Below are 19,576 nucleotides of genomic sequence, written 5' to 3' on the forward strand. Positions count from 1 at the left end.
CCTGGAAAACATCGGGATTTCGCTGCGCGGCAGGACGCCTGTTATTGTCGCGTACGCGGTCTCGGCCGTACACGGCGCCGTTAGCTCAGTTGGTAGAGCAGCTGACTCTTAATCAGCGGGTCCGGGGTTCGAAACCCTGACGGCGCACTCGCACTTGAACTGGCGCAGCTCGACGGCGCGCCCCAATCTGTAGATCGGCGTGCGGCGTCCTCTGCAGCGTGCTACGTATGCCGATCCAGCGGGACCGCGTGTCGCGGCTGATGCAGCAGGGCACGAACCAGCGGGCGCGGCCCGACGGACCGAAGCATCTGGCTGGCCGGGCGGACCCGTACCCGCTTCGGCCACCAGAACCAGCGTCCCATCACCGTCATGATCGACGGCGTGATGAGCGATCGCACGACGAAGGTGTCGAACAGGAGGCCGATGCCGATCGTCGTGCCGAATTGGCCGATCGCCCGAAGATCGCTGGTGATCATCGTGGCCATGGTGACGGCGAACACGACACCGGCGGCGGTCACCACCGGGCCGGTCACACCCATGCCGCGGATGAGCCCCGTTTTCAGGCCGGCCCCGATCTCCTCCTCGATCCGGGACACCAGCATCAGGTTGTAGTCGGATCCCACCGCCAAGAGCACGATCAGCGCGAATTCGGTTGCCACCCAGTGCAACTGGAAATCACCAAGGTGCTGCCAGATAAGTGTCGAGAACCCGAAGGCGGCTCCCAGCGACATCACAATGGTGCCGACGATGACACCCGCTGCTACCAGAGCGCGGGTGACGAGCACCATGATGATGAAGATGAGCACGATCGAGGCCACCGCGGCGATCATGAGGTCGTACTTGGCGCCGTTGGCGATGTCGTAAAACGTTGCCGCCGTGCCGCCGAGGTAGATGTCGGCGTTCTCCAGCGAGGTGAGTTTCAGCGCCTCCTTGGCCGCCTTGCGCTCCTGGTCGACGGACGCGATCCCCTCGGTCGTCGCCGGATCCACGGTGTGGGTGATGATGAAGCGAGCCGCCTTGCCGTCCGGCGACACCATCAAGCTCAACCCCAGCTGGAAGTCTGGGTTCTGGAAGATCTCGGGCGGCAGGTAGAAGAGGCTCTCCACCTGAGAGTCGTTGAAGGACTTGCCCATTACGGCATTCGTATCGGTCAGCCGGTCGAACTGGTCGATCAGACTGTCGAACGTGCTGTAGATGGTCAACGTCGTATCCCGGATGGACTTCGAGACAGCGATATTCTCGGGGATAATCGCCAACAATTCGCGCGTGGCCTTGGCGGTGTTGGTGAGGTCGCTGGTGAGTGAGTGGAACTTATCAGCCAGCTGATCGAATCCGTCCAGCGCATCGAAGAGCGATCGTAGCGACCAGCAGATCGGGATGTCGTAGCAGTGCTTCTCCCAGTAGAAGTAACTGCGAATCGGTCTCCAGAAGTCGTCGAAATCCGCGATGTGGTCCCGGATCTCGTCCGTGATGGCCGCCGTCTCGCCTGTGGTTTTCGAGCTGTCGTCCGCGGCGTTCGCGAGCTTCTGGGTCACCTCGTACTGGCGCTCCAATAGGGCGATCTGTGTGTCGAGGAAACCGGTGATCTTCTTTATGTCGGCGACTCGGTCCTTCAGGTAGTTCAGATTGCTGCGGATCGGCGCGGTTTGCACACTGAGCTGGAACGGAATGGATCCATCTTGAATTGGGGGACCAAGGGGTCTGGTGATGCTCTGCACCCGTTCGATGCCGGGCACGTGGAAGATGGCGCTGGCAACCTTGTCCAGGACGAGCATGTCTCTGGGGTTACGTAGATCGTGGTCCGATTCGATCATCAGCAGGTCCGGGTTCAAACGGGCCTGGGTGAAGTGTTGATCGGCCGCGTTGTAGGCCTTTACTGACGAAGCGCTCTGCGGCAGGTAGTACAGGTCGTTGTAGCGCGGGTTGAAGCCCATCAGGCCGATGGCGCCAACGATCGCGAGGATGACGGAAATAGCGAGGATGGGCGCCGGCCACCGCACGATGGCCGTCGCCAGACGGCGCCAGCGTGTGTAGTTGAACTCGCGCTTCGGATCGAACAAGCCGAAGCCGCTTGCGAACACGATCAGCGCCGGCGTCAGCGTGACCCCGGCGGCCACCACTACCAGCAGACCGACTGCGCACGGAAACGCCAGCGAACTGAAGTAGGGCAGCCGAGTGAATTTCAGACAGGCCAGCGCCCCGACGATTGTCAGACCCGAACCGAGCACCACCTTAGTGACACCGGCGAAGGTGTCGTAGTACGCGGCTTCGCGGTCCAGCCCCCGCTCGCGGCCCTCCTGGTAGCGGCCGACCATGAATATCGCGTAGTCGGTGCCTGCCGCGATGGCCAGTGCCGTGAGCAAGTTGACGGCGAATGTCGACAGCCCCATGATGCCGGTGTCGCCCAGCAGCGCCACCACGCCGCGGCCGGTGGCCAGCCCGACGAACAGGATGACCATCGTCAGCAGCACCGTGCCGATAGATCGATAGACGAACATCAGCATGATCGCGATGATGATGATGGTGATGATCGTCATCTTGGCCAGGCTCGCGTCGCCGACAACGATCACGTCGCTGGTCAGGGCTCCCTGACCGGCAACGTAGGCCTTCACTCCCGGTGGCGGCGTCGAATCCGCGACGATCTTGCGAACCGCGGCGACGGACTTGCCGCCGTCGGCCCCGCCCTGGTCACCGCGCAGGTTGACCTGGACGTAGGCGGCTTTGTGATCGTAGCTTTCGACACCCGACGCCGTGAATCGTTGCCCCCAGAAATTCAGCGCGTGCTCAACGTGCTTGTCCTGCTTGAGCTTTGTGACCAGATCGTCGTAATACCGGTGCGCGTCTTGGCCGAGCGGTTTGTCACCGACCAGGGTCACCAGGACGAGGTTGTCGGAGTCGTACTCCTTGAACTTCTCCCCGATGTGCTTCATCCCGGTCACGGAAGGCGCGTCGGATGGCGACAGCGGCACCGAGACCTCCTCGGCAACCTTCTCCAACTGCGGGACGAAGACGTTGACGCCGACCGCGATCAGCAGCCAGAACACGACGATCGGTAGCGCCAGGACGCGGATGGTGCGGGCCAGCCGGGGCTTGCGCTCGACTTCGGTGCGCTGCGCGACCGGGATTTCGTCCGTATCGCTGGTGTCGTCGGTCACGCGGATTTGTCCAAGCAGGAAACCTGGGCGTCACGCGTGTCGACCTGTTGTTGATCGACCAATTTGCCGTCGACGGTGATCCGGCAGCCGATAGACGGGCTGTCACCTTGGGCGACGACGTAGGCGAAGATCCCCGGCATCTCGGCGACGATCGTCGTCGACCACGGCAACGTGGTGAAGCTGGCCTTTTGCGGTAGTGACTCCGCATCCATCCAGTTGACGACGCCCGTCGTCCCGGGCGGTCCCAGGATTTCGTAGACCGCGGTCTTGGCTGCGTACGGGGGCGTCGCATCCCGAGGATCGGGCTTGGGCAGCCCAGGTCCTGGGAAGACGCCGTTGAGTCGGCCCACCGCAATTCCGCCGATGATCAGTGCCACGACGACCACCAGCGGAACCCATGCCCGCTTGAGAAGCGCCAACACCGTCCCCCCGATCAGGATGCGCGACGGGCTCATTGTTTAGGCACCTCTTCGCCCGCGCCACCGCTAGCCAACGCCATCGCCGCCGAGTTCATTCCTTGCGCGGGGCGCCGTCGCCTCGCTGCCGCGCGCCCGCCCGAGCGGCAAGCGCACCCGCCTGCCCCGTTTGCTGGGCGGCGACGTTGCGCCAGGGCGGGTTGCGTGCGCTCGGACAGCACTGGACGACCCTTAACAGAGGAGACGTACGACAGTGTTGTCAGGCGAAAATCCCTCGAAGGCGGCTGTTTGAGAAGGGGCATGAAGCGTTATGCACTACAAGCGGTTTGGCTGCCGAGGCGCTGATTTTCTGTCCGTTGGCCTCATGGCCGCCGGTCGCATTGAGATGGGCCGTGCGATCGTGTCGACCGACGGCGACAGCGAGGAACGAAGAAGCTGAATTAGTTTTGTCAAATAATTGATTCGCTGGCGTGAACCTTTCGCGAGACACCGACTGTTCGCCACCGTTCTGAAACCAGCGAGGATTCGGGGCCATGGCGCGTACGCTGACCACATGGCTACCAAGACCAAGGCCAAGACTTGCGTACATTGCGGCCACACGTTCGATCCCACCGACAGACAGCGTGACCTGTCCGACCCGGACTGGCTCCCGGCCGCATCAATTTATTGTTCGCATGAATGCAGTGACCGTTTCCATTGCGATTTGGCACATTGCTGCTCGAGCCACGTGAAAGAAAAGGCTCATCGCTAAGCCGCCAAAACCCGCAGGATAATCCGCGCTTCCACCAGATCGACTGGCCCGCCACTTTCTGCGACGAAATGGCCATGTGAACCGTACTTCTTAACCAGCGCGCCGGGATTCGAAACCCTGAGGGCGCACCAACCTCATATGCCCCCGCAATAGCGGCCCCTGCAGGTAGTTTCTTCTGCGTCGAAGGAGCTGCACATGGGGTTCATCCGTCCCAACCTGCCCGTCGTCGACGTCGTCGAGTGGGGCAAACGGCCGCGCGCCGAGCGGATCGTGCCGATGGCGCGCCACATCGCCGAGAACGGGTTCGGCACCCCACTGGTGATGCACCTGATGTACGGCGTCAAGATCGCGCTGTACGTCGTCGGCGGCTGGCTTTTCGCATGGTCCACGACGGGCATTGGCGGCTTCACGAACGTCAGCGCGTGGTGGTCCGAGCCGATCGTGTTTCAGAAGGCAGTGCTGTTCACCATGCTGTTCGAAGTCGTCGGCCTCGGTTGCTGTTTCGGGCCGCTGGCCGGGCGCTACTTCCCGCTGATGGGCTCGATCCTGTACTGGCTGCGGCCCGGCACCATCCGGTTACCGCCCTGGCCCGACAGGGTCCCGCTGACCAAGGGCCACGACCGGACCCCGTTCGACGCGTTGCTCTACGGCGCCCTGCTGGTGCTGCTCGTGATCGCGCTCGTCTCGAATGGCACCGGCCCAATTCCCGCGCTGGACACCACAATCGGCGTGCTGCCACGGTGGCAGACCATCGCCATTCTGGCGGTTCTGGCCATGCTCAGCCTGCGCGACAAGGTGATCTTCCTGGCCGCCCGCGGCGAGGTCTACGGGCCGCTGGCGCTGGTGTTCCTGTTCTCCGGAGCGGACATCATCGTCGGGGCCAAGGTGGTCTTCATCGTGATCTGGCTGGGCGCCGCGACCTCCAAGCTCACCCGGCACTTTCCGTTCGTCATCTCCACGATGCTGGCGAACAACCCGTTCATCCCCAGCGGAATTCTCAAGCGCTCGCTGTTCAAGCACTATCCGGATGACTTGCGGCCCAGCGGATTGGCGGGCGTCATCGCCCACTTCTCGACCGCGGTGGAGGGGCTGGTGCCGCTGGTGCTGTTCTTCTGCCACGGCGGCTGGCCGACGGCCATCGCCGCGTTCGTGATGATCGTGTTTCACCTGAACATCCTGCTGGCCTTCCCGATGGGCGTGCCGCTGGAGTGGAACGTGTTCATGATCTTCGGGGTGCTGTCGCTTTTCGTTGCCCACGTGCAGCTGGGGCTGTCGAGCGTCACCAACCCACTGCCCGTGGCCATTCTGTTCGCGGTGCTCGCCGGCACCGTCGTCGTCGGAAACCTGAGTCCGCGCAAGGTTTCCTTCCTGCCGGGCATGCGCTACTACGCCGGCAACTGGGACACCACGCTGTGGTGCGTCAAGCCCTCGGTCGACGACAAATTCCGCACCGGATCCCGCGCGCTCGGGCCGATGCAGCACCTGCAACTCGAGCGCCTCTACGGGTCGAAAGAAGAAACCCTGGTCCCGCTCCACCTCGCGATGGCGTTCCGCGGGATGAACACCCACGGGCGCGCGCTGTTCACCCTCGTGCATCGTGCGCTGGCCGGCTACGACGAGGACGGCTACAACGTCTGCGAGGGCGAGGTCCTCTGCTCGATGGTGCTGGGGTGGAACTTCGGCGACGGGCACATGCACAACGAGTGCCTCGTCGAGGCGCTACAGCAGCGGTGCGGGTTCGAACCGGGCGAGGTGCGGGTGGTGATCCTCGACGCGCAGCCCATCCACCGACAGCGCCAGGAGTACCGGCTCGTCGACGCGGCGACCGGCGAGTTCGAGCGCGGCTACATCGACGTCGACGACATGGTCACCACCCAGCCCTGGGCCGACGACCTTCCCGTGCACGTCGCGAGCGCGGCGGGCGACAGGGCCCCCGAGGTCAGCGGTCCCTGACCCTGCGCACCACCACGATCACCACGACCGACGAGATCCCGACCAGCGAGGCGATCACCACGGGCTTCTTGACGAATTCGACCGCCCGCGCCCTCAGGTCATCGGCGAGGCGGCGAGGGTTGGCGCGCACGGCGAGCGAATCGACGGTGGCCGCCAGCTGGTCGCGTGCGACGTCGATGTCCCGCTTGATGGCCTCGGGGTCCCGGTCCGCCACGTGTCTGTCCTCCCAGTCCGCCTATGCACCTGAGGCACTACCCTAGATCAGCCGGCGATAACCCCAACGCTGCGGTGAACAGAAAGGACCCACGTTGACCGAGACCACGCGGCTCGCCCCGGGCGACAAAGCGCCCTCCTTCAGCCTGCCCGACGCCGACGGCAGCAAGGTGTCGCTGGCCGACTACAAGGGGCGCCGCGTCATCGTGTACTTCTACCCGGCCGCCTCCACCCCCGGATGCACCAAGCAGGCCTGCGACTTTCGCGACAACCTCCGCGACCTCAACGACGCCGGCGTCGACGTGGTGGGCATCTCCCCCGACAAGCCGGAAAAGCTGGCCAAGTTCCGGGACGCCGAGAAGCTGACGTTCCCGCTGCTGTCCGATCCCGACCGCAAGGTGCTGACCGCCTGGGGCGCCTACGGCGAGAAGCAGATGTACGGCAAAACCGTCACCGGCGTGATCCGCTCGACGTTCCTGGTCGACGAGAAGGGCAAGATCGCCGTCGCGCAGTACAACGTCAAGGCCGCACACACGACAACAAAGATCAAGCAGATTCTCGAGCAGGTGGCAACCCACTGAGTGAAGCCGTCACTCGTCTCAGGGGTCAGGCCCGCCGTCGTCACCGCCGGACTTCGTCGATTCAGGCTCCAATGGAGCACAGCCGACTCTACAGTCGAACGGCGCATCCGCTTTGCCGTCGAACCGTTGGGGAGCGCCACTGATGAGTTGGTGGATTGTGAACTACATCCCGTCGTGGGTGCTGCTCACGGGCCTGATCGTGCTCATTGCGGGCGGAGCGGCGCTGCTTCAGAAGTACGTGCGTCGGCGGTTCCCGGTCCTTAAAGGTGACGCGCACAACGACGTCACCAAGTTCACCTACGGCTTCATCGGGTTCGTCTATGCCTTCTTCATCGGATTCGTCGTCTCCTCCATGTGGGGTCAAAACAACGCCGCGGACGGGAACGCACGTGCCGAGGGTGCAGCGGCGGCGCAGATGGCCAGAGACGCAGTCGTTTTCGATGCGCCAGATAGGGACCGCATCCGGCAGAGCCTGCTCACGTATGAGCACGCCGCCATCGCCGAATGGCCCCAGGCCGGGCAGAGTCGATCACCAGATGTCGACACCGCCCTGGCCCGCGTATATCAGGCTTACGAGGGCGTGGCCGCGAGGACGGACAACCAGAAGACTCGGCTCGCGACGTCGTTTTCCAACCTCGACAAGATCAGCCAGGCGCGCACCGTGCGACTACTCACTGCCCGCGAAGACGCCGGACTGCCTTGGCCGTTCTGGGCGGTCATCCTCCTGACGAGCAGTATGGTCCTCGGCACTGTGATCATCTACGGGGTCGAAAAACCCGTCCTGCACTATCCAATGGTGGCCATCGTCGCCGTCATCGTCGCCACCAACCTGTTCCTCGTCGTTGAACTGTCGCACCCCTATGTCGGCGCGGTGTCAACGAGCTCGGACCCATTGCAAGAAGTGGTCGCGGTACTGTCCCAACCGGTTTCATAAACGCGAAACTTCGGCGCGACCTGTCCCTCTAGCCGAGGCCGGCCAGCAGCAGTGCTTCGGCGATCGCCGCGCGCTCCAGCACGCCGAGGTGCAGGCTCTCGTTGATGCTGTGCGCCTGGGTCGCGGGGTCTTCGACGCCGGTGACGAGGATCTTCGCCTGCGGGAAGGCGGCGGCGAACTCGGCGATGAACGGGATCGAGCCGCCCATGCCCATGTCGATCGGCGCGGCGCCCCACGCCTGCCGGAACGCCGCCCGCGCGGCGTCGTACACCGGGCCGCTGGCATCGATGGCGTAGGGCTCGCCGATGTCGCCGCGGGTGACATTGATCTGCGCGCCCCACGGCGCATGCTCTCGCAGATGCGACGTCAACGCGTCCAGGTGTGCGTCGGCGTCGCCGCCCGGCGCGACCCGCATGCTGATCTTGGCGCTGGCCCGCGGGATCAGTGTGTTCGACGCTTTCTCGATGGGCGTGGTGTCGATGCCGATCACGGTGATCGCGGGTTTGGCCCATAGCCGCTGCGGCACCGAGCCCGAGCCGATCTCGGACACGCCGTCCAGCAGGCCAGAGTCGGTGCGCACCCGGTCGGGCGGGTAATCCACCGCGGCCGCGGTACTTTCGTGCAGGCCGGCGACGGCCACGTTGCCGTCGTCGTCGTGCAGGCTGGCCAGCAGCCGCACCAGCACGCTCAGCGCGTCGGGCACCGCGCCGCCCCAGATACCGGAGTGCAGGCCGTGGTCGAGCGTGGCGACCTCGACGACGCAATCGACCAGGCCGCGCAGTGAAACCGTCAGCGCCGGAACGTCGGTGCTCCAGTTGTCCGAGTCGGCGATGACGATGACGTCAGCGGCCAGCGCGTCGCGGTGGGCTTCGAGCAACCGGCCCAGCGACGGCGAGCCCGATTCCTCCTCGCCCTCCACGAACACTGTGACGCCCACCGGCGGCCGGCCGCCATGCGCCCTAAAAGCCGCCAAATGCGTTGCGATGCCGGCCTTGTCGTCGGCGCTGCCACGGCCATAGAGCCGCCCGTCGCGTTCGGTGGGTTCGAAGGGTGGCGACGCCCACTGGCTGGCATCGCCCTCGGGCTGCACGTCGTGATGGGCGTACAGCAGCACAGTCGGCGCGCCGGGCGGCGCCGGATGTCGCGCGATGACCGCCGGGGCCCCGCTGCCCTCACTGACGAGGCGCACATCGCCAAAGCCCGCCTGCGAGAACAGGTCTGCCACCGCCCGCGCGCTGCGGTGCACCTCGTCGCGGCGGGCGGGGTCGGCCCACACCGATTCGATCCGCACCAGGTCCTCGAGATCGCGGCGCACCGACGGCAACACGTCGCGGACGCGCTGTTCCAGATCCCTCATGATCTCGAGGCTAGCCGCGGGCGACGACCCGATGCTCGCGAGCGTCCGCACAATGCCGTCAATCGCCGGCGTGTCGCGTACAAACACGCGCGCTCGCGCTCAAGGCGTCTCCAGAATCGCCACCGCGGCCGCGGTATCCCCCTCGTGCGTCAGCGAGACATGGATCGTCACGTCGGCCAGGTGCTTGGCGATGTCGCCGGTCAACCGCACGCGCGGCCGGCCCCACATGTCGGTGACCACCTCGATGTCGCGGTGGATGTCCTCCGGCAGCATGGGCCGTTGGGCGAACCGCGAACCCGACCACGCCTTGATCACCGCCTCCTTCGCGGCCCATCGGGCGGCCAGGTGACGTGAGGCCGACGAGCTCTTGTCGGAGGCGTCGCGGCGCTCACCCGGCGTGAACGTCTCGGCGAAGACGGTTCCCGGCTGGTCGACCTGCTCGGCGAAATCAGGAATGGAGACGAGATCGATCCCCACTCCGACAATGCCCATGGCTGGCCAGGTTATCGGATGACCGCGCCCGGCGACGATGCGGTCCGCGCAGCGGACCGAGGAGAAGCCGGGCAATAAACCGACGTCATCCGATAAAAGCCTCGTCGTCGCCGAGCCGGGCGGCCGGATTCAGCAGCATCGCCGCCTCCTGGCGCTTCTCCGGCGCGCCATGGCCGAAGCGACGGTCCGGCGGCCGCTGGTACATCGGCGGCCCACCGGCGATGGCCGAAACCAGCCTGCGCTGACCGGCCAGCAGGCGGGCATCCGCGCGGCGCTGGTAGTCGGCGCGCTGATCGGCATCCAGCGCGGCGATGAACGCCTGTGGGTGCACCAGCGCCACCAAGCCGGACACGTGGCCGAACCCGAGGCTCGTGAGCATCCCCGCCTTCAGCGGGAACCTCTCGCCGAGCCGCAGCGTCTCGCGCACCCACACGAAGTGGGCGGAGCCGGCCAGCTCGTCGTCGACGCAGTCCAGGCTGCGGTTGGGCGGAATCACCCCGTCGCGCAGCATCTGGCACAGGCCCATCATCTGGAACACCGCAGCGCCACCCTTGGCGTGACCGGTGAGGCTCTTCTGCGACACCACGAACAGCGGCGCGCCCTCGGAGCGGCCCAGCGAGTCCGCCAGCCGCTCGTGCAGCTCGGTCTCGTTGGGATCGTTGGCCAGCGTCGACGTGTCGTGCTTGGAGATCACCGCGACGTCGTCGGCGCCCACGCCGAGCTTGGCCAGCGAACGCGCCAGCGGCGAGTCCTTGCCGCCGCGGCCCGCGCCCAGCGCCCCCAGGCCCGGCGCCGGGATCGAGGTGTGCACACCGTCACCGAACGACTGCGCGAAGGCCACCACCGCCAGCACCGGCAACCCCATCTTGAGCGCCAGGTCACCACGCGCCAGCAGGATGGTGCCGCCGCCCTGAGCCTCGACGAAGCCGAGCCGGCGCCGGTCGTTGGGCCGCGAGAACTTCGAGTCGTGGATGCCCCGGCCGCGCATCATGCCGGTGTCGGCGGTGGCCGCCATGTCACCGAAGCCGATGATGCCCTCCAGCGTGAGGTCGTCGATGCCGCCGGCGACCACCATTTCGGCCTTGCCGAGCCGGATCTTGTCGACGCCCTCCTCGACCGACACCGCGGCCGTCGCGCACGCGGCAACCGGGTGAATCATCGCGCCGTAACTGCCGATGTAGGACTGAACCACGTGCGCCGCAACGATATTGGGCAGCACCTCCTGGAAGATGTCGTTGGGCTTGTTACGGCCCAACAGGTTCCCGTGGTACATCTTCTGCATCGACGTGCCACCGCCCATGCCGGTGCCCATCGTGTTGGCCACCATGCTCGGGTGGACGTAGCGCATCACCTCGGCCGGGCTGAACCCGGCGGACAGGAAGGCGTCGACGGTCGCCACGATGTTCCACACCGCAAGCCGGTCAATGGAACTCGCCATGTCCGGGCTGATGCCCCACACCGTCGGGTCGAACCCGGTGGGCACCTGGCCGCCGACGACGCGCGACAGCTTGGTCTTTCGCGGCACCCGGATCTCGGTGCCGGCCTTGCGGATGACCTGCCAGTCACCCGAGTCGGGCACCGGCCGGATGATCGTGTGCTCCGGATCGAACTCGGCGAAGGCGCGCGCGTCGGCCTCCGACGACACCACGAACGCGAAGTCCTTCTCCAGGAACACCGACACCAGCAGGGGGGAGCCATGATCGGGGTCGATCGCGCCGTCGTCGACGAATTCGCGGACGCCGCAGCGCTCCACCACGGTGTCGTGGTAGCGCTCGACCAGCTCCGACTCGTCGACCAACTCACCGGATTCGGTGTCGTACCAACCGGGTTGGGGGTCGTCTTCCCAGCGGATCAAGCCGGTGGTCCACGCCAGCTCGAGGACGCCGGCGGCCGACAGCTCGTTGTCAACCTCCATCTCGAACCGGGTGCGCGACGAACCATACGGGCCGAGCTCGGCGCCGCCGACGATCACCACCAGGTCGGCCGGGTCGACGTCGAGGTCGTCCCACTCCGGGGGCGGTGCCGGTTTGAATCCGCGGGGCGGCGACGGCAGCGCCGCGATGGTGCCGTCGGCCGGGCCGTCATCGTCGACCGTCTCGGCCGACATCTCCTCGCGCGCCTTGGCGGCCAACTCGGCCATGTCCAGCTGGGCGTCGCCCAGCCCGCCGGTCAGGTCAGCCTCGATCGGCTTGCTCGCGGCGGCCACCTTGGATTCCACGTCGCACAGGGCCAGCAGCATGGCGGCCATCTCGTCGGTGGAGTAGGTGGTGACACCCGCCTCCTCGACGGCATCGACGATGGCGTCGTTGTGGCCCATCAGGCCGGTGCCGCGGGTCCAGCCGATCAGCGCGTGCGCCAGGCTCACCCGGGCCGCCCACGACGACTCGGCGTGCCAGCGGCTCACCAGCGCGTCCAGCGCCGACTTGGCCTCGCCGTAGGCGCCGTCGCCGCCGAACATGCCGCGATTTGGCGAGCCGGGCAGCACCACGTGCAGCCGCGACGCGATGTCGCGTTCGGCGCCGATCTTCGACAGGCCGCCGATCAGCCGCTGCACGGCCCACAGCAGCACCTTCATCTCCATCTCGGAGCGCGAGCCAGCCTCCGACAGGTCCCCGACCACACGCGGCGCGGCGAACGGGAACAGCAGCGTCGGCGTCTGCGCATCCTTGATGTGAATCGACTGCGGCCCAAGGCTTTCGGATTGCTCGGTGCCGACCCATTCGACCAGAGCGTCGATGTCGGAGTAGGACGCCATGTTGGCCGCCACCACCCACAGGGCGGCCCCGTAGCGGGCGTGGTCGCGGTACAGCCCGCGATAGAACGCCAGCCGCTCGTCGTCGAGCTTCGATGTGGTGGCGATGACGGTGGCACCGCCGTCGAGCAGCCGAGCGACGACCGACGAGGCGATCGAGCCCTTCGAAGCCCCCGTCACCACGGCGGTTTCGCCGCTGTAGGGGCCCGGGTTCGGGTTCTCGGCGCCCGCGGCGATCCGGCCGTACAGCGACGCGTGGATCTGACGGCCGGCGGCCAGCGACTTGCCCTGCCACCAGGTGGCCTGGGTGGCGACGACGTGTCCGGTGCCCTCGAAGCGCTCGGAGAGCCGCGCCCAGTCGGAGTCGATGTCGCCCTCGTCGGTCAGCCACAGCTTGACCAGGTCCTCGCGGGCGCTGGCCCAGCGGTCGTCGAACACGACGGCCTTCTTGGCGTCGAACACCGGCGCCACCAAACGCGGCCAGTCCGCACCCAATTCGCCGGTGACCAGGTCGATGAGCTCGGCATCGGTGGCCGCCGGCGACGCGCTGACCGGAGTGTCGTGGCCCAGCTGACCCAGGATCAGGCGGGCCGCCGAGGCGAGCACGCCGTCGCGACCGGTGATCTGGTCGGTGAATTCGCTGAGCGCGGCCGCGTCGACGGTCGCGCCGCCGCCACCGCCTGCCGACGGCAGCGCCACCGAGATGCCGCGGCGCGCGGCGACCGCGGCGACCGCGGCGTCGATGACCTTGTCCACGGATGCGGCGTCGGCCAGCGCGCCCTCGTGCAGGTGGCCCATCGCGCCCCCGCGAACGCTGGTGCCCTCGCGGGTACCCAGCGCGACTTCGACCGTGACGTGCTTGGCCCAGCCGTCGCCGAGCTCCCAGGCCTTCTTGACCCTCTCTGCGATGGCGGCCGGGCGCTTACCCGACGGGCCCAGCACCGTGCGCAGCTGATCGTTGATCGCGTCGGAAAGCACCGGGCCGTAAGGCTTGTACGTGCGCGCCAGCTTGGTGACCTGTGACCGCAGCCCGGCCAGGTCGGCCTCGGCGGCACCGTCGATGGCGCCCAGATTCAGCTCCGAACCGAGGTCCACCAGCAGCTGGTTGCGCCGCGACGACGCGCCGTCGGTAATGGACTCGATGGAGTCGAGTTCCTCAATCTGGTCGATGCGCATCTTGGCCGACAGCGCGATCAACGCCAGGGTGGCGTCCGCGGCGTCGAACCCGATGTCGTCGGGGCGCGGAGTACCTGACGGAGCTGCGGCGGGAGCCGCAGCGACGGCAGGGACGACATTGGGGTTGAGCGCTCCGTCCGACGCGGCAGCGTCGGAATCGTCGGCCACGTCCTCTTCCGGCTCCGGCTCCGGGTCGGTGTCGGTGGCGAACAGCACGGCGGCGTCGCGCTCGGCATTGAGCACTTCCACTGTGCTGTGGGCGTATTCGGACAGCTTGAGGGTGTTGGTGGCCAGCCCGGCGACGGTCGGCGCCGACTTCACGCCGATCTCGACGAACCGTTCCACACCCAGGCCACCCGCGGCCTCCTCGGTGAAAAGCAGGTCCTGGGTTTCGATCCAGCGCACGGGGCTGGCGAACTGCCACGCCAGCAGCTCGACCAACACCTTGCGGGCCAGCTCGGCCGGCCGCTCGCGACGCCAGGTGTCGTAGTCGGCGAGGATCTCGTCGAGCGGCTCGGCGGGCACCAAATCCCGGATCTCCTGGACGAAGTCGCGATCCAGCGTGAACGGCCGCGGCACCAGATTCGGGATGTAGCGCCCGACGATGATCTCGGGATCCCTGTCGCGCGGCATGACCCGCTCCAGCGCTCGCCGGAACTCGGCCACGCCGACGCGCAGCACCCGCGAGTGGAACGGTACATCGATGCCCGGCACCAGAATGAACGAGCGCCGCCCGCCGCTGAGCTCGCGGCGCCGTTCGACCTCGGCCTCCAGGGCCTCCAGGCCGCGCACCGTGCCGGCGATCGCGTACTGCGAGCCGCGCAGGTTGAAGTTGACGATCTCGAGGAACTCACCGGTGCTCTCGGCGATTCCGGCGACGAATGCGGAAACCTCGTCGTCGGGCAGGTCTATCTGCGAGGGGCGGATCGCGGCAAGCCGGTAGTTGGAGCGACCCAGCTCGTCGCGCGGCACGATGTCGTGCATCTTCGAGCCGCGGTGAAACACCATCTCCAGCAGGGCTTCCAGCTCGTAGATGCCCGTCACGCAGGCCAGCGCGGTGTATTCGCCGACGGAGTGCCCGCAGGCGATGGCTCCCTCGACGAAGGCGCCCTGCTCGCGCATCTCGGCGACCTGCGCGGCGGCCACGGTGGCCATGGCGACCTGGGTGAACTGCGTCAGGTAGAGCACGCCCTCGGGGTGGTTGTAGTGCACGCCACTGGCGATGATGCTGGTCGGGTTGTCACGCACCACGTGCAGCACCGAGAAGCCCAGCGTGTCGCGGGTGAACTTGTCCGCGGCGTCCCAGACCTTGCGGGCCGCCTTGGACCGGGCCCGCACCTCCATGCCCATGCCCTTGTGCTGGATGCCCTGGCCGGGGAAGGCGTAGACCGTATTCGGGGCGGCGAGCCGCGCGGTCGCCGACATGACCAGGTCCGAGCCGACGCGCGCGGCGACCTCCAAAACCTCTGCGCCCTGGTCGATTCCGACGCGGTCCACCCGGAAGTCGACCTCGTCGCCGGGGCGCACCATGCCCAGGAACCGCGCGGTCCAGCCGATCAGCCGGGCGGGCGGGCGGGCCCGACCGTCGGTGGCGGTCGCGGCGTGCTGCGCGGCGGCCGACAGCCACATGCCGTGCACGATCGGCGATTCCAGGCCGGCCAGCAGCGCGGCCGCCCGATCGGTGTGGATGGGGTTGTGGTCACCGGAGACGACCGCGAACGGGCGCATGTCGACCGGCGCCGCCAGCGTGACGTCGCGGCGGCGACGACGCGGGGTGTCGGTCGCGTTCTCGGAGACCGCGCCGCCCGCCCGGACCGGATCGGTGAGCTCGGCGGTGCCGGTGCGCCCGAGGATCGCGAAACGCTCACCGAGCGTCGCGATCACCGAGCCGTCGCTCGAGGTGATCGTCACCGACACCGGCACCACCCGGCCCATGTCGGTGTCGACAGCCCGCGAAGCCGTTGCGGCAACGGTCAATTGGGCCGGCACCGTCGGCAGCTTGCCGGCCACGTGGGCGGCGTGGTCTAGATGCACCAGGCTCAGTAGGCCCTCCACCACCGCGACGCCGGCGTCGGTGACCGCGGAGCCGATTGCCGCGAAAACGGCGGGCCAGCACAGTCCGACCAGCGCGTCGGGCACGGTGGTGAGGCTGGGCGCCAGCGGCTCTCCGAAGGTGGCGGTGACCCCGGTGTGGTCCGCGACCCGCTCGGGGTCCCAGTCCACCGTCAGCGTCGCCGTCCCGTCGGACACCGCGGGCAAGAACTCCGGGCCGTCGACCCCCGCGGCGATCGCGAGGACCGCGCGCATGGCGGTGGTGGCGTCCTCGGTGGAGACCACCGGCGTGCCGCCGTCGGCGGTGTTGGCGGGCAGGCGGAAGGGGATGTCGATCCAGGTGCCCGACAGCGGCACGCTCAGGAAGACGTGCTCGCCATCAACGGCAAGCTGCGCCCCGGTGGAAGAGTGTGTGGCGCGGCGGCTTTCGGGACCGTCGTGCACCAGCCAGTCGGCCGGGTCGGCGATGCGATGCACCGGATTGGTGGTGGTGCGCCCGGCCCACTGCACGTCCGGCGCGTCGAGCACCACGGCCAGCGGCCCGGCCACGTCCGGGCGGCCCAGCCGGCGCGACGTGACGGCCCGCGGCTGGCCGTTGGAGGACAGCACCTCGTCGATGGCGGCCTGTTCGAAGCGGTCCAGCAGCTCGCCGACTGGCTCGTCCAGCCGGGTGATGCCGGCCACCGCGGCCGTGCCCGGGATGATGCAGACCTGGTCGGCGTCGTAGCGGGCGTCGTGAGCCTGCCACAGCGAATCGCTACGCCACCAGCGCCGCACATCCTTGTCGATGACCGGCACGAAGTTGACCGGCTTGCCCAGCGTCTTGCACAGCGTGACGAAGAACGGAACGTCGGCCGGGTGCAACTGCACCGACTCGGCGTCGGGGTAGTGCGCAAGCAGCGTCGCGATCGCCTCGTCGGGGTTTTCCAGCAGGACGGCATCGCCGAACTGTGTCTCGATCGGCCCGAAATCCTGTGCGTGCAAGCGAGCTTCGGCCCGCTGCAGCATCTGTTGGAAGCGGTCGCGCCACGTGTCGGCAAGCCAGGGACTGCCCGGCGCGGCGGTGTCTGCGGTCGAATTCCCCTCCCCGATGGTCAGTTCGACGTAGCGCCGCAACCATTGCAGGTAGGTCATCTCCGCCACGTCGCCGAAGTACGGCTTGGCGGTGTTTGCCATCGCCGCGATGATTTCGTCGCGACGCTCGGCGACCGCGTCGGCGTCACCGGCGACCTCGTCGAGCAGCCGGCCGCACCGTGAGGCGCTGTTGTCGATCTCGTGGATGTCCGCCCCGAGCTGGCTGCGGCTGGAAGCCATGCCGCCCTGGGCTTTTCCGGCGCTGATCCACTGGTCGGTGCCGTTGGTTTCGACCAGCATCCGCTTGACCGACGCCGAGGTGGTGGACTCCAGCGTCGCCATCGCCGCGGTGCCGACCAGGATGCCGTCGATCGGCATCAGCGGGAAGCCGTAGGACTCGGCCCAGCGCCCGGACAGGTAGTCGGCCGCGCGCTCCGGGGTGCCGATGCCGCCGCCGACGCAGACGGTGATGTTGGGACGCGAGCGCAATTCCGAGTAGGTCGCCAGCAGCAGGTCGTCGAGGTCTTCCCAGGAGTGGTGGCCGCCGGCCCGCCCGCCCTCGATGTGCATGATCACCGGCTTGGTCGGCACCTCGGTGGCGATGCGGATGACCGAGCGGATCTGCTCGACGGTGCCGGGCTTAAACACCACGTGGCTGATGCCGACGTCGCCCAGCTCGCCGATCAGCTCGACGGCGTCCTCGAGGTCCGGGATGCCGGCGCTGATCACCAGGCCGTCGATCGCCGCGCCCGACTGGCGCGCCTTCTGCACCAGCCGCTTGCCGCCGACCTGGAGCTTCCACAGGTAAGGGTCGAGGAACAGCGCGTTGAACTGATACGTGCGCCCGGGCTCGAGCAGCGTCGCGAGCTCCTCGACGCGGGCGGCGAAGATCTCCTCGGTGACCTGCCCGCCGCCGGCCAGCTCGGCCCAGTGCCCGGCGTTGGCCGCGGCGGCGACGATCTTGGCGTCGACGGTGGTGGGCGTCATGCCAGCGAGCAGGATCGGCGACCGCCCGGTCAGCCGGGTGAACTTCGTCGAGAGCTTGACCCGGCCGTCGGGCAGCGAGACCACGGTCGGGGCATAGGTGGACCAGGCCCGGGCGACCTCGGGAACGGCGCCGACGGTGAAGAGGTTGCGCTGACCGCCGCGGGTCGCCGCGGGCACGATGCCGATGCCGAGGCCGCGGATCACGGGTGCGGTCAGCCGGGTCAGGATGTCGCCGGGACCCAGGTCGAGGATCCACCGCGCGCCGGCCTGGTGAACGCGCGTGATCTCATCCACCCAGTCGACGCCGTCGACCAGGATCGCCTCGGTCAGCTTGCGGGCCAGCTCGACGTCGAGGCCGACCTTCTCGGCCCAGCCGGCGACGATGTCGATGCCGTCGGCCAGCCGCGGGGTATGGAAGCCCACCTCCACGCGCACCGGGTCGAAGACCGGCGCGAAGACGTCGCCGCCGCGGACCTTGTTCTTGCGGTCGGCCTCCTCCTTCTCGGAGATCTGCCGGCAGTACAGCTCGAAGCGCGAGAGCTGCTCGGGGGTACCGGTGATGACCACGGACCGCCGGCCGTTGCGGATGGACAGCACCGGGGGCAGCACGGTGCGCACGTCCTGCGCGAACTCGTCGAGCAGCCGGCGAATCCGTTCCGGGTCGGCGTTGGTCACCGAAACCATCGGCGGGCGGTCGCCCAGCACCGAGATCCCGCGCCGGCGGGCCACCAGGGTCCCCGCCGCCCCGATCAGCTGCGCCAACGCCAGCAGTTCAACATCGCGGGCTCCCGCGGCCCGGAACGCCTCGACGGCCAACACGCCTTGCGAATGCCCGACGACGGCCACCGGGGGCATCGCGGCCCAGTCCATGCCCTGCCGGGACAGGGCGCGCGCCGCGGCGATCTGCGTGAGTAGCACGCCCGGTATCGACACCGCGGCCGACGTGAGGTGCTTGTCCGACGGGACGGGATCCTCGGCGGCCAGCGCGCGCACCCAGGTCAGCGGTTCGAAGCCGATCGGGCGCACCACGACCAGTTCTCTTGCCACCGGTTCGAGCAGCAGCTCCACCTCGCCGACCAACGTCGCCAGGTCGGATTCGATCCCGGCCGACGACACCAGCTCCTCCAGGGTCTCCAGCCACGCGCTGCCCTGGCCCCCGAACGCGATGGCGTAGGCCTCGCCGGCCGTCAGGCGGTCGACCAGAGCATCGGTGTGGTGCGGGCCCGTCCCGTCGCGGTCGGCGGACACCCGGTCGTGCTCGTGGATCGTCACCTTCTGTATCTCCCCTGTATGCGTCTTTACGTCTCGGTCGTTCGGCCAGTCCCGACGGAGGGGCCTGCTTCTTTCACGTCGATTCCCCGTCGAATCACAGCCGGAGGACGGCTGGCCGGTGTGACGTCGGCGGCGCCCCGATGGAGCGGGCGGACGGCACCGGCTGTACTAAGAGTGTCATAAGGATCAGTGCCCTTTTTGCATGTCGATCGGTTACTGGTGAGTTCTACGCGCGGGTAACCGTGTCCTGGGTAACACCCCGTTGAACCGCCCGCGCGAGCGCCGCGAACAAACCTGCTGCATGCAGGTGGTTACGGTCGAGTAGCTATAACTGCGCTGTTCAAGGCACGATTGTTATGTAATCGTTATGTTAAAAAAATCGGGTCGCTTAGCCGCCGCTGACGCCGCGTC

Annotated in this window: 8 protein-coding genes, 1 tRNA gene and 1 pseudogene; 4 read left to right on the plus strand and 6 right to left on the minus strand. The window is 67.6% G+C overall.

Going from position 1 to position 19,576, the window contains the following annotated elements; all coding sequences use genetic code 11:
• Positions 1–74: 74 nt before the first annotated feature.
• A tRNA-Lys gene (locus tag A5787_RS14160) sits at positions 75–147 on the plus strand.
• A gap of 74 nt (positions 148–221) precedes the next feature.
• On the opposite strand, the gene A5787_RS14165 is transcribed toward A5787_RS14160, so the two are convergent.
• Together A5787_RS14165 and A5787_RS14170 are read right to left on the minus strand one after the other, a co-directional pair.
• The gene (locus A5787_RS14165) at positions 222–3,155 is read right to left on the minus strand and encodes an RND family transporter (RefSeq protein WP_066967752.1); all 2,934 of its coding nucleotides are present in this window, start codon (positions 3,153–3,155) and stop codon (positions 222–224) included.
• Positions 3,152–3,574 carry an MmpS family transport accessory protein gene (locus tag A5787_RS14170; protein ID WP_197507132.1) on the minus strand — a complete coding sequence of 141 codons (423 nt, stop codon included), beginning with the start codon at positions 3,572–3,574 and terminating at the stop codon, positions 3,152–3,154. The genes A5787_RS14165 and A5787_RS14170 overlap by 4 nt, the downstream gene beginning before the upstream one ends.
• Before the next feature lie 943 nt (positions 3,575–4,517).
• Between A5787_RS14170 and A5787_RS14175 the strand changes: the two genes are divergently transcribed.
• A complete protein-coding gene (locus A5787_RS14175) occupies positions 4,518–6,275 on the plus strand; it encodes a DUF3556 domain-containing protein (RefSeq protein WP_066967755.1) in 1,758 nt (585 codons plus the stop codon).
• On the opposite strand, the gene A5787_RS14180 is transcribed toward A5787_RS14175, so the two are convergent.
• A complete protein-coding gene (locus tag A5787_RS14180; RefSeq protein ID WP_066967758.1) occupies positions 6,262–6,489 on the minus strand; it encodes a DUF3618 domain-containing protein in 228 nt (75 codons plus the stop codon). The two genes, A5787_RS14175 and A5787_RS14180, sit on opposite strands and share 14 nt — an antisense overlap.
• 94 nt (positions 6,490–6,583) lie before the next feature.
• On the opposite strand from A5787_RS14180, the gene bcp reads away from it, so the two are divergent.
• Both bcp and A5787_RS14190 read left to right on the plus strand, forming a co-directional pair.
• Positions 6,584–7,069: a thioredoxin-dependent thiol peroxidase gene (gene bcp / locus A5787_RS14185; protein ID WP_066967761.1), complete on the plus strand. Its 486-nt coding sequence runs from the start codon at positions 6,584–6,586 to the stop codon at positions 7,067–7,069.
• 142 nt (positions 7,070–7,211) lie between these two features.
• Positions 7,212–8,003 (plus strand): DUF4239 domain-containing protein, encoded by a 792-nt coding sequence (locus A5787_RS14190; protein ID WP_066967764.1) that lies wholly within the window; start codon positions 7,212–7,214, stop codon positions 8,001–8,003.
• Here the strand turns inward: A5787_RS14190 and A5787_RS14195 are convergent.
• The 3 genes and pseudogenes from A5787_RS14195 to A5787_RS14205 form a co-directional block, all read right to left on the minus strand.
• Positions 7,998–9,360 (minus strand): annotated as a pseudogene (locus tag A5787_RS14195) (dipeptidase). The gene A5787_RS14190 and the pseudogene A5787_RS14195 sit on opposite strands and share 6 nt — an antisense overlap.
• Positions 9,361–9,459: 99 nt before the next feature.
• The gene (locus A5787_RS14200; RefSeq protein WP_066967767.1) at positions 9,460–9,852 is read right to left on the minus strand and encodes a holo-ACP synthase; all 393 of its coding nucleotides are present in this window, start codon (positions 9,850–9,852) and stop codon (positions 9,460–9,462) included.
• Between the two features lie 85 nt (positions 9,853–9,937).
• Positions 9,938–19,165 carry a type I polyketide synthase gene (locus A5787_RS14205; RefSeq protein WP_066967769.1) on the minus strand — a complete coding sequence of 3,076 codons (9,228 nt, stop codon included), beginning with the start codon at positions 19,163–19,165 and terminating at the stop codon, positions 9,938–9,940.
• Positions 19,166–19,576 lie beyond the last annotated feature (411 nt).

The sequence above is a fragment of the Mycobacterium sp. 852002-50816_SCH5313054-b genome (assembly GCF_001667185.1).
Taxonomy (GTDB): domain Bacteria; phylum Actinomycetota; class Actinomycetes; order Mycobacteriales; family Mycobacteriaceae; genus Mycobacterium.

Coding starts and splice junctions, on each gene's coding strand:
- A5787_RS14190 (WP_066967764.1), top strand. CDS start 7,212: ATGAGTTGGTGGATTGTGAACTACATCCCGTCGTGGGTGCTGCTCACG.
- A5787_RS14200 (WP_066967767.1), bottom strand. CDS start 9,852: ATGGGCATTGTCGGAGTGGGGATCGATCTCGTCTCCATTCCTGATTTC.
- A5787_RS14175 (WP_066967755.1), top strand. CDS start 4,518: ATGGGGTTCATCCGTCCCAACCTGCCCGTCGTCGACGTCGTCGAGTGG.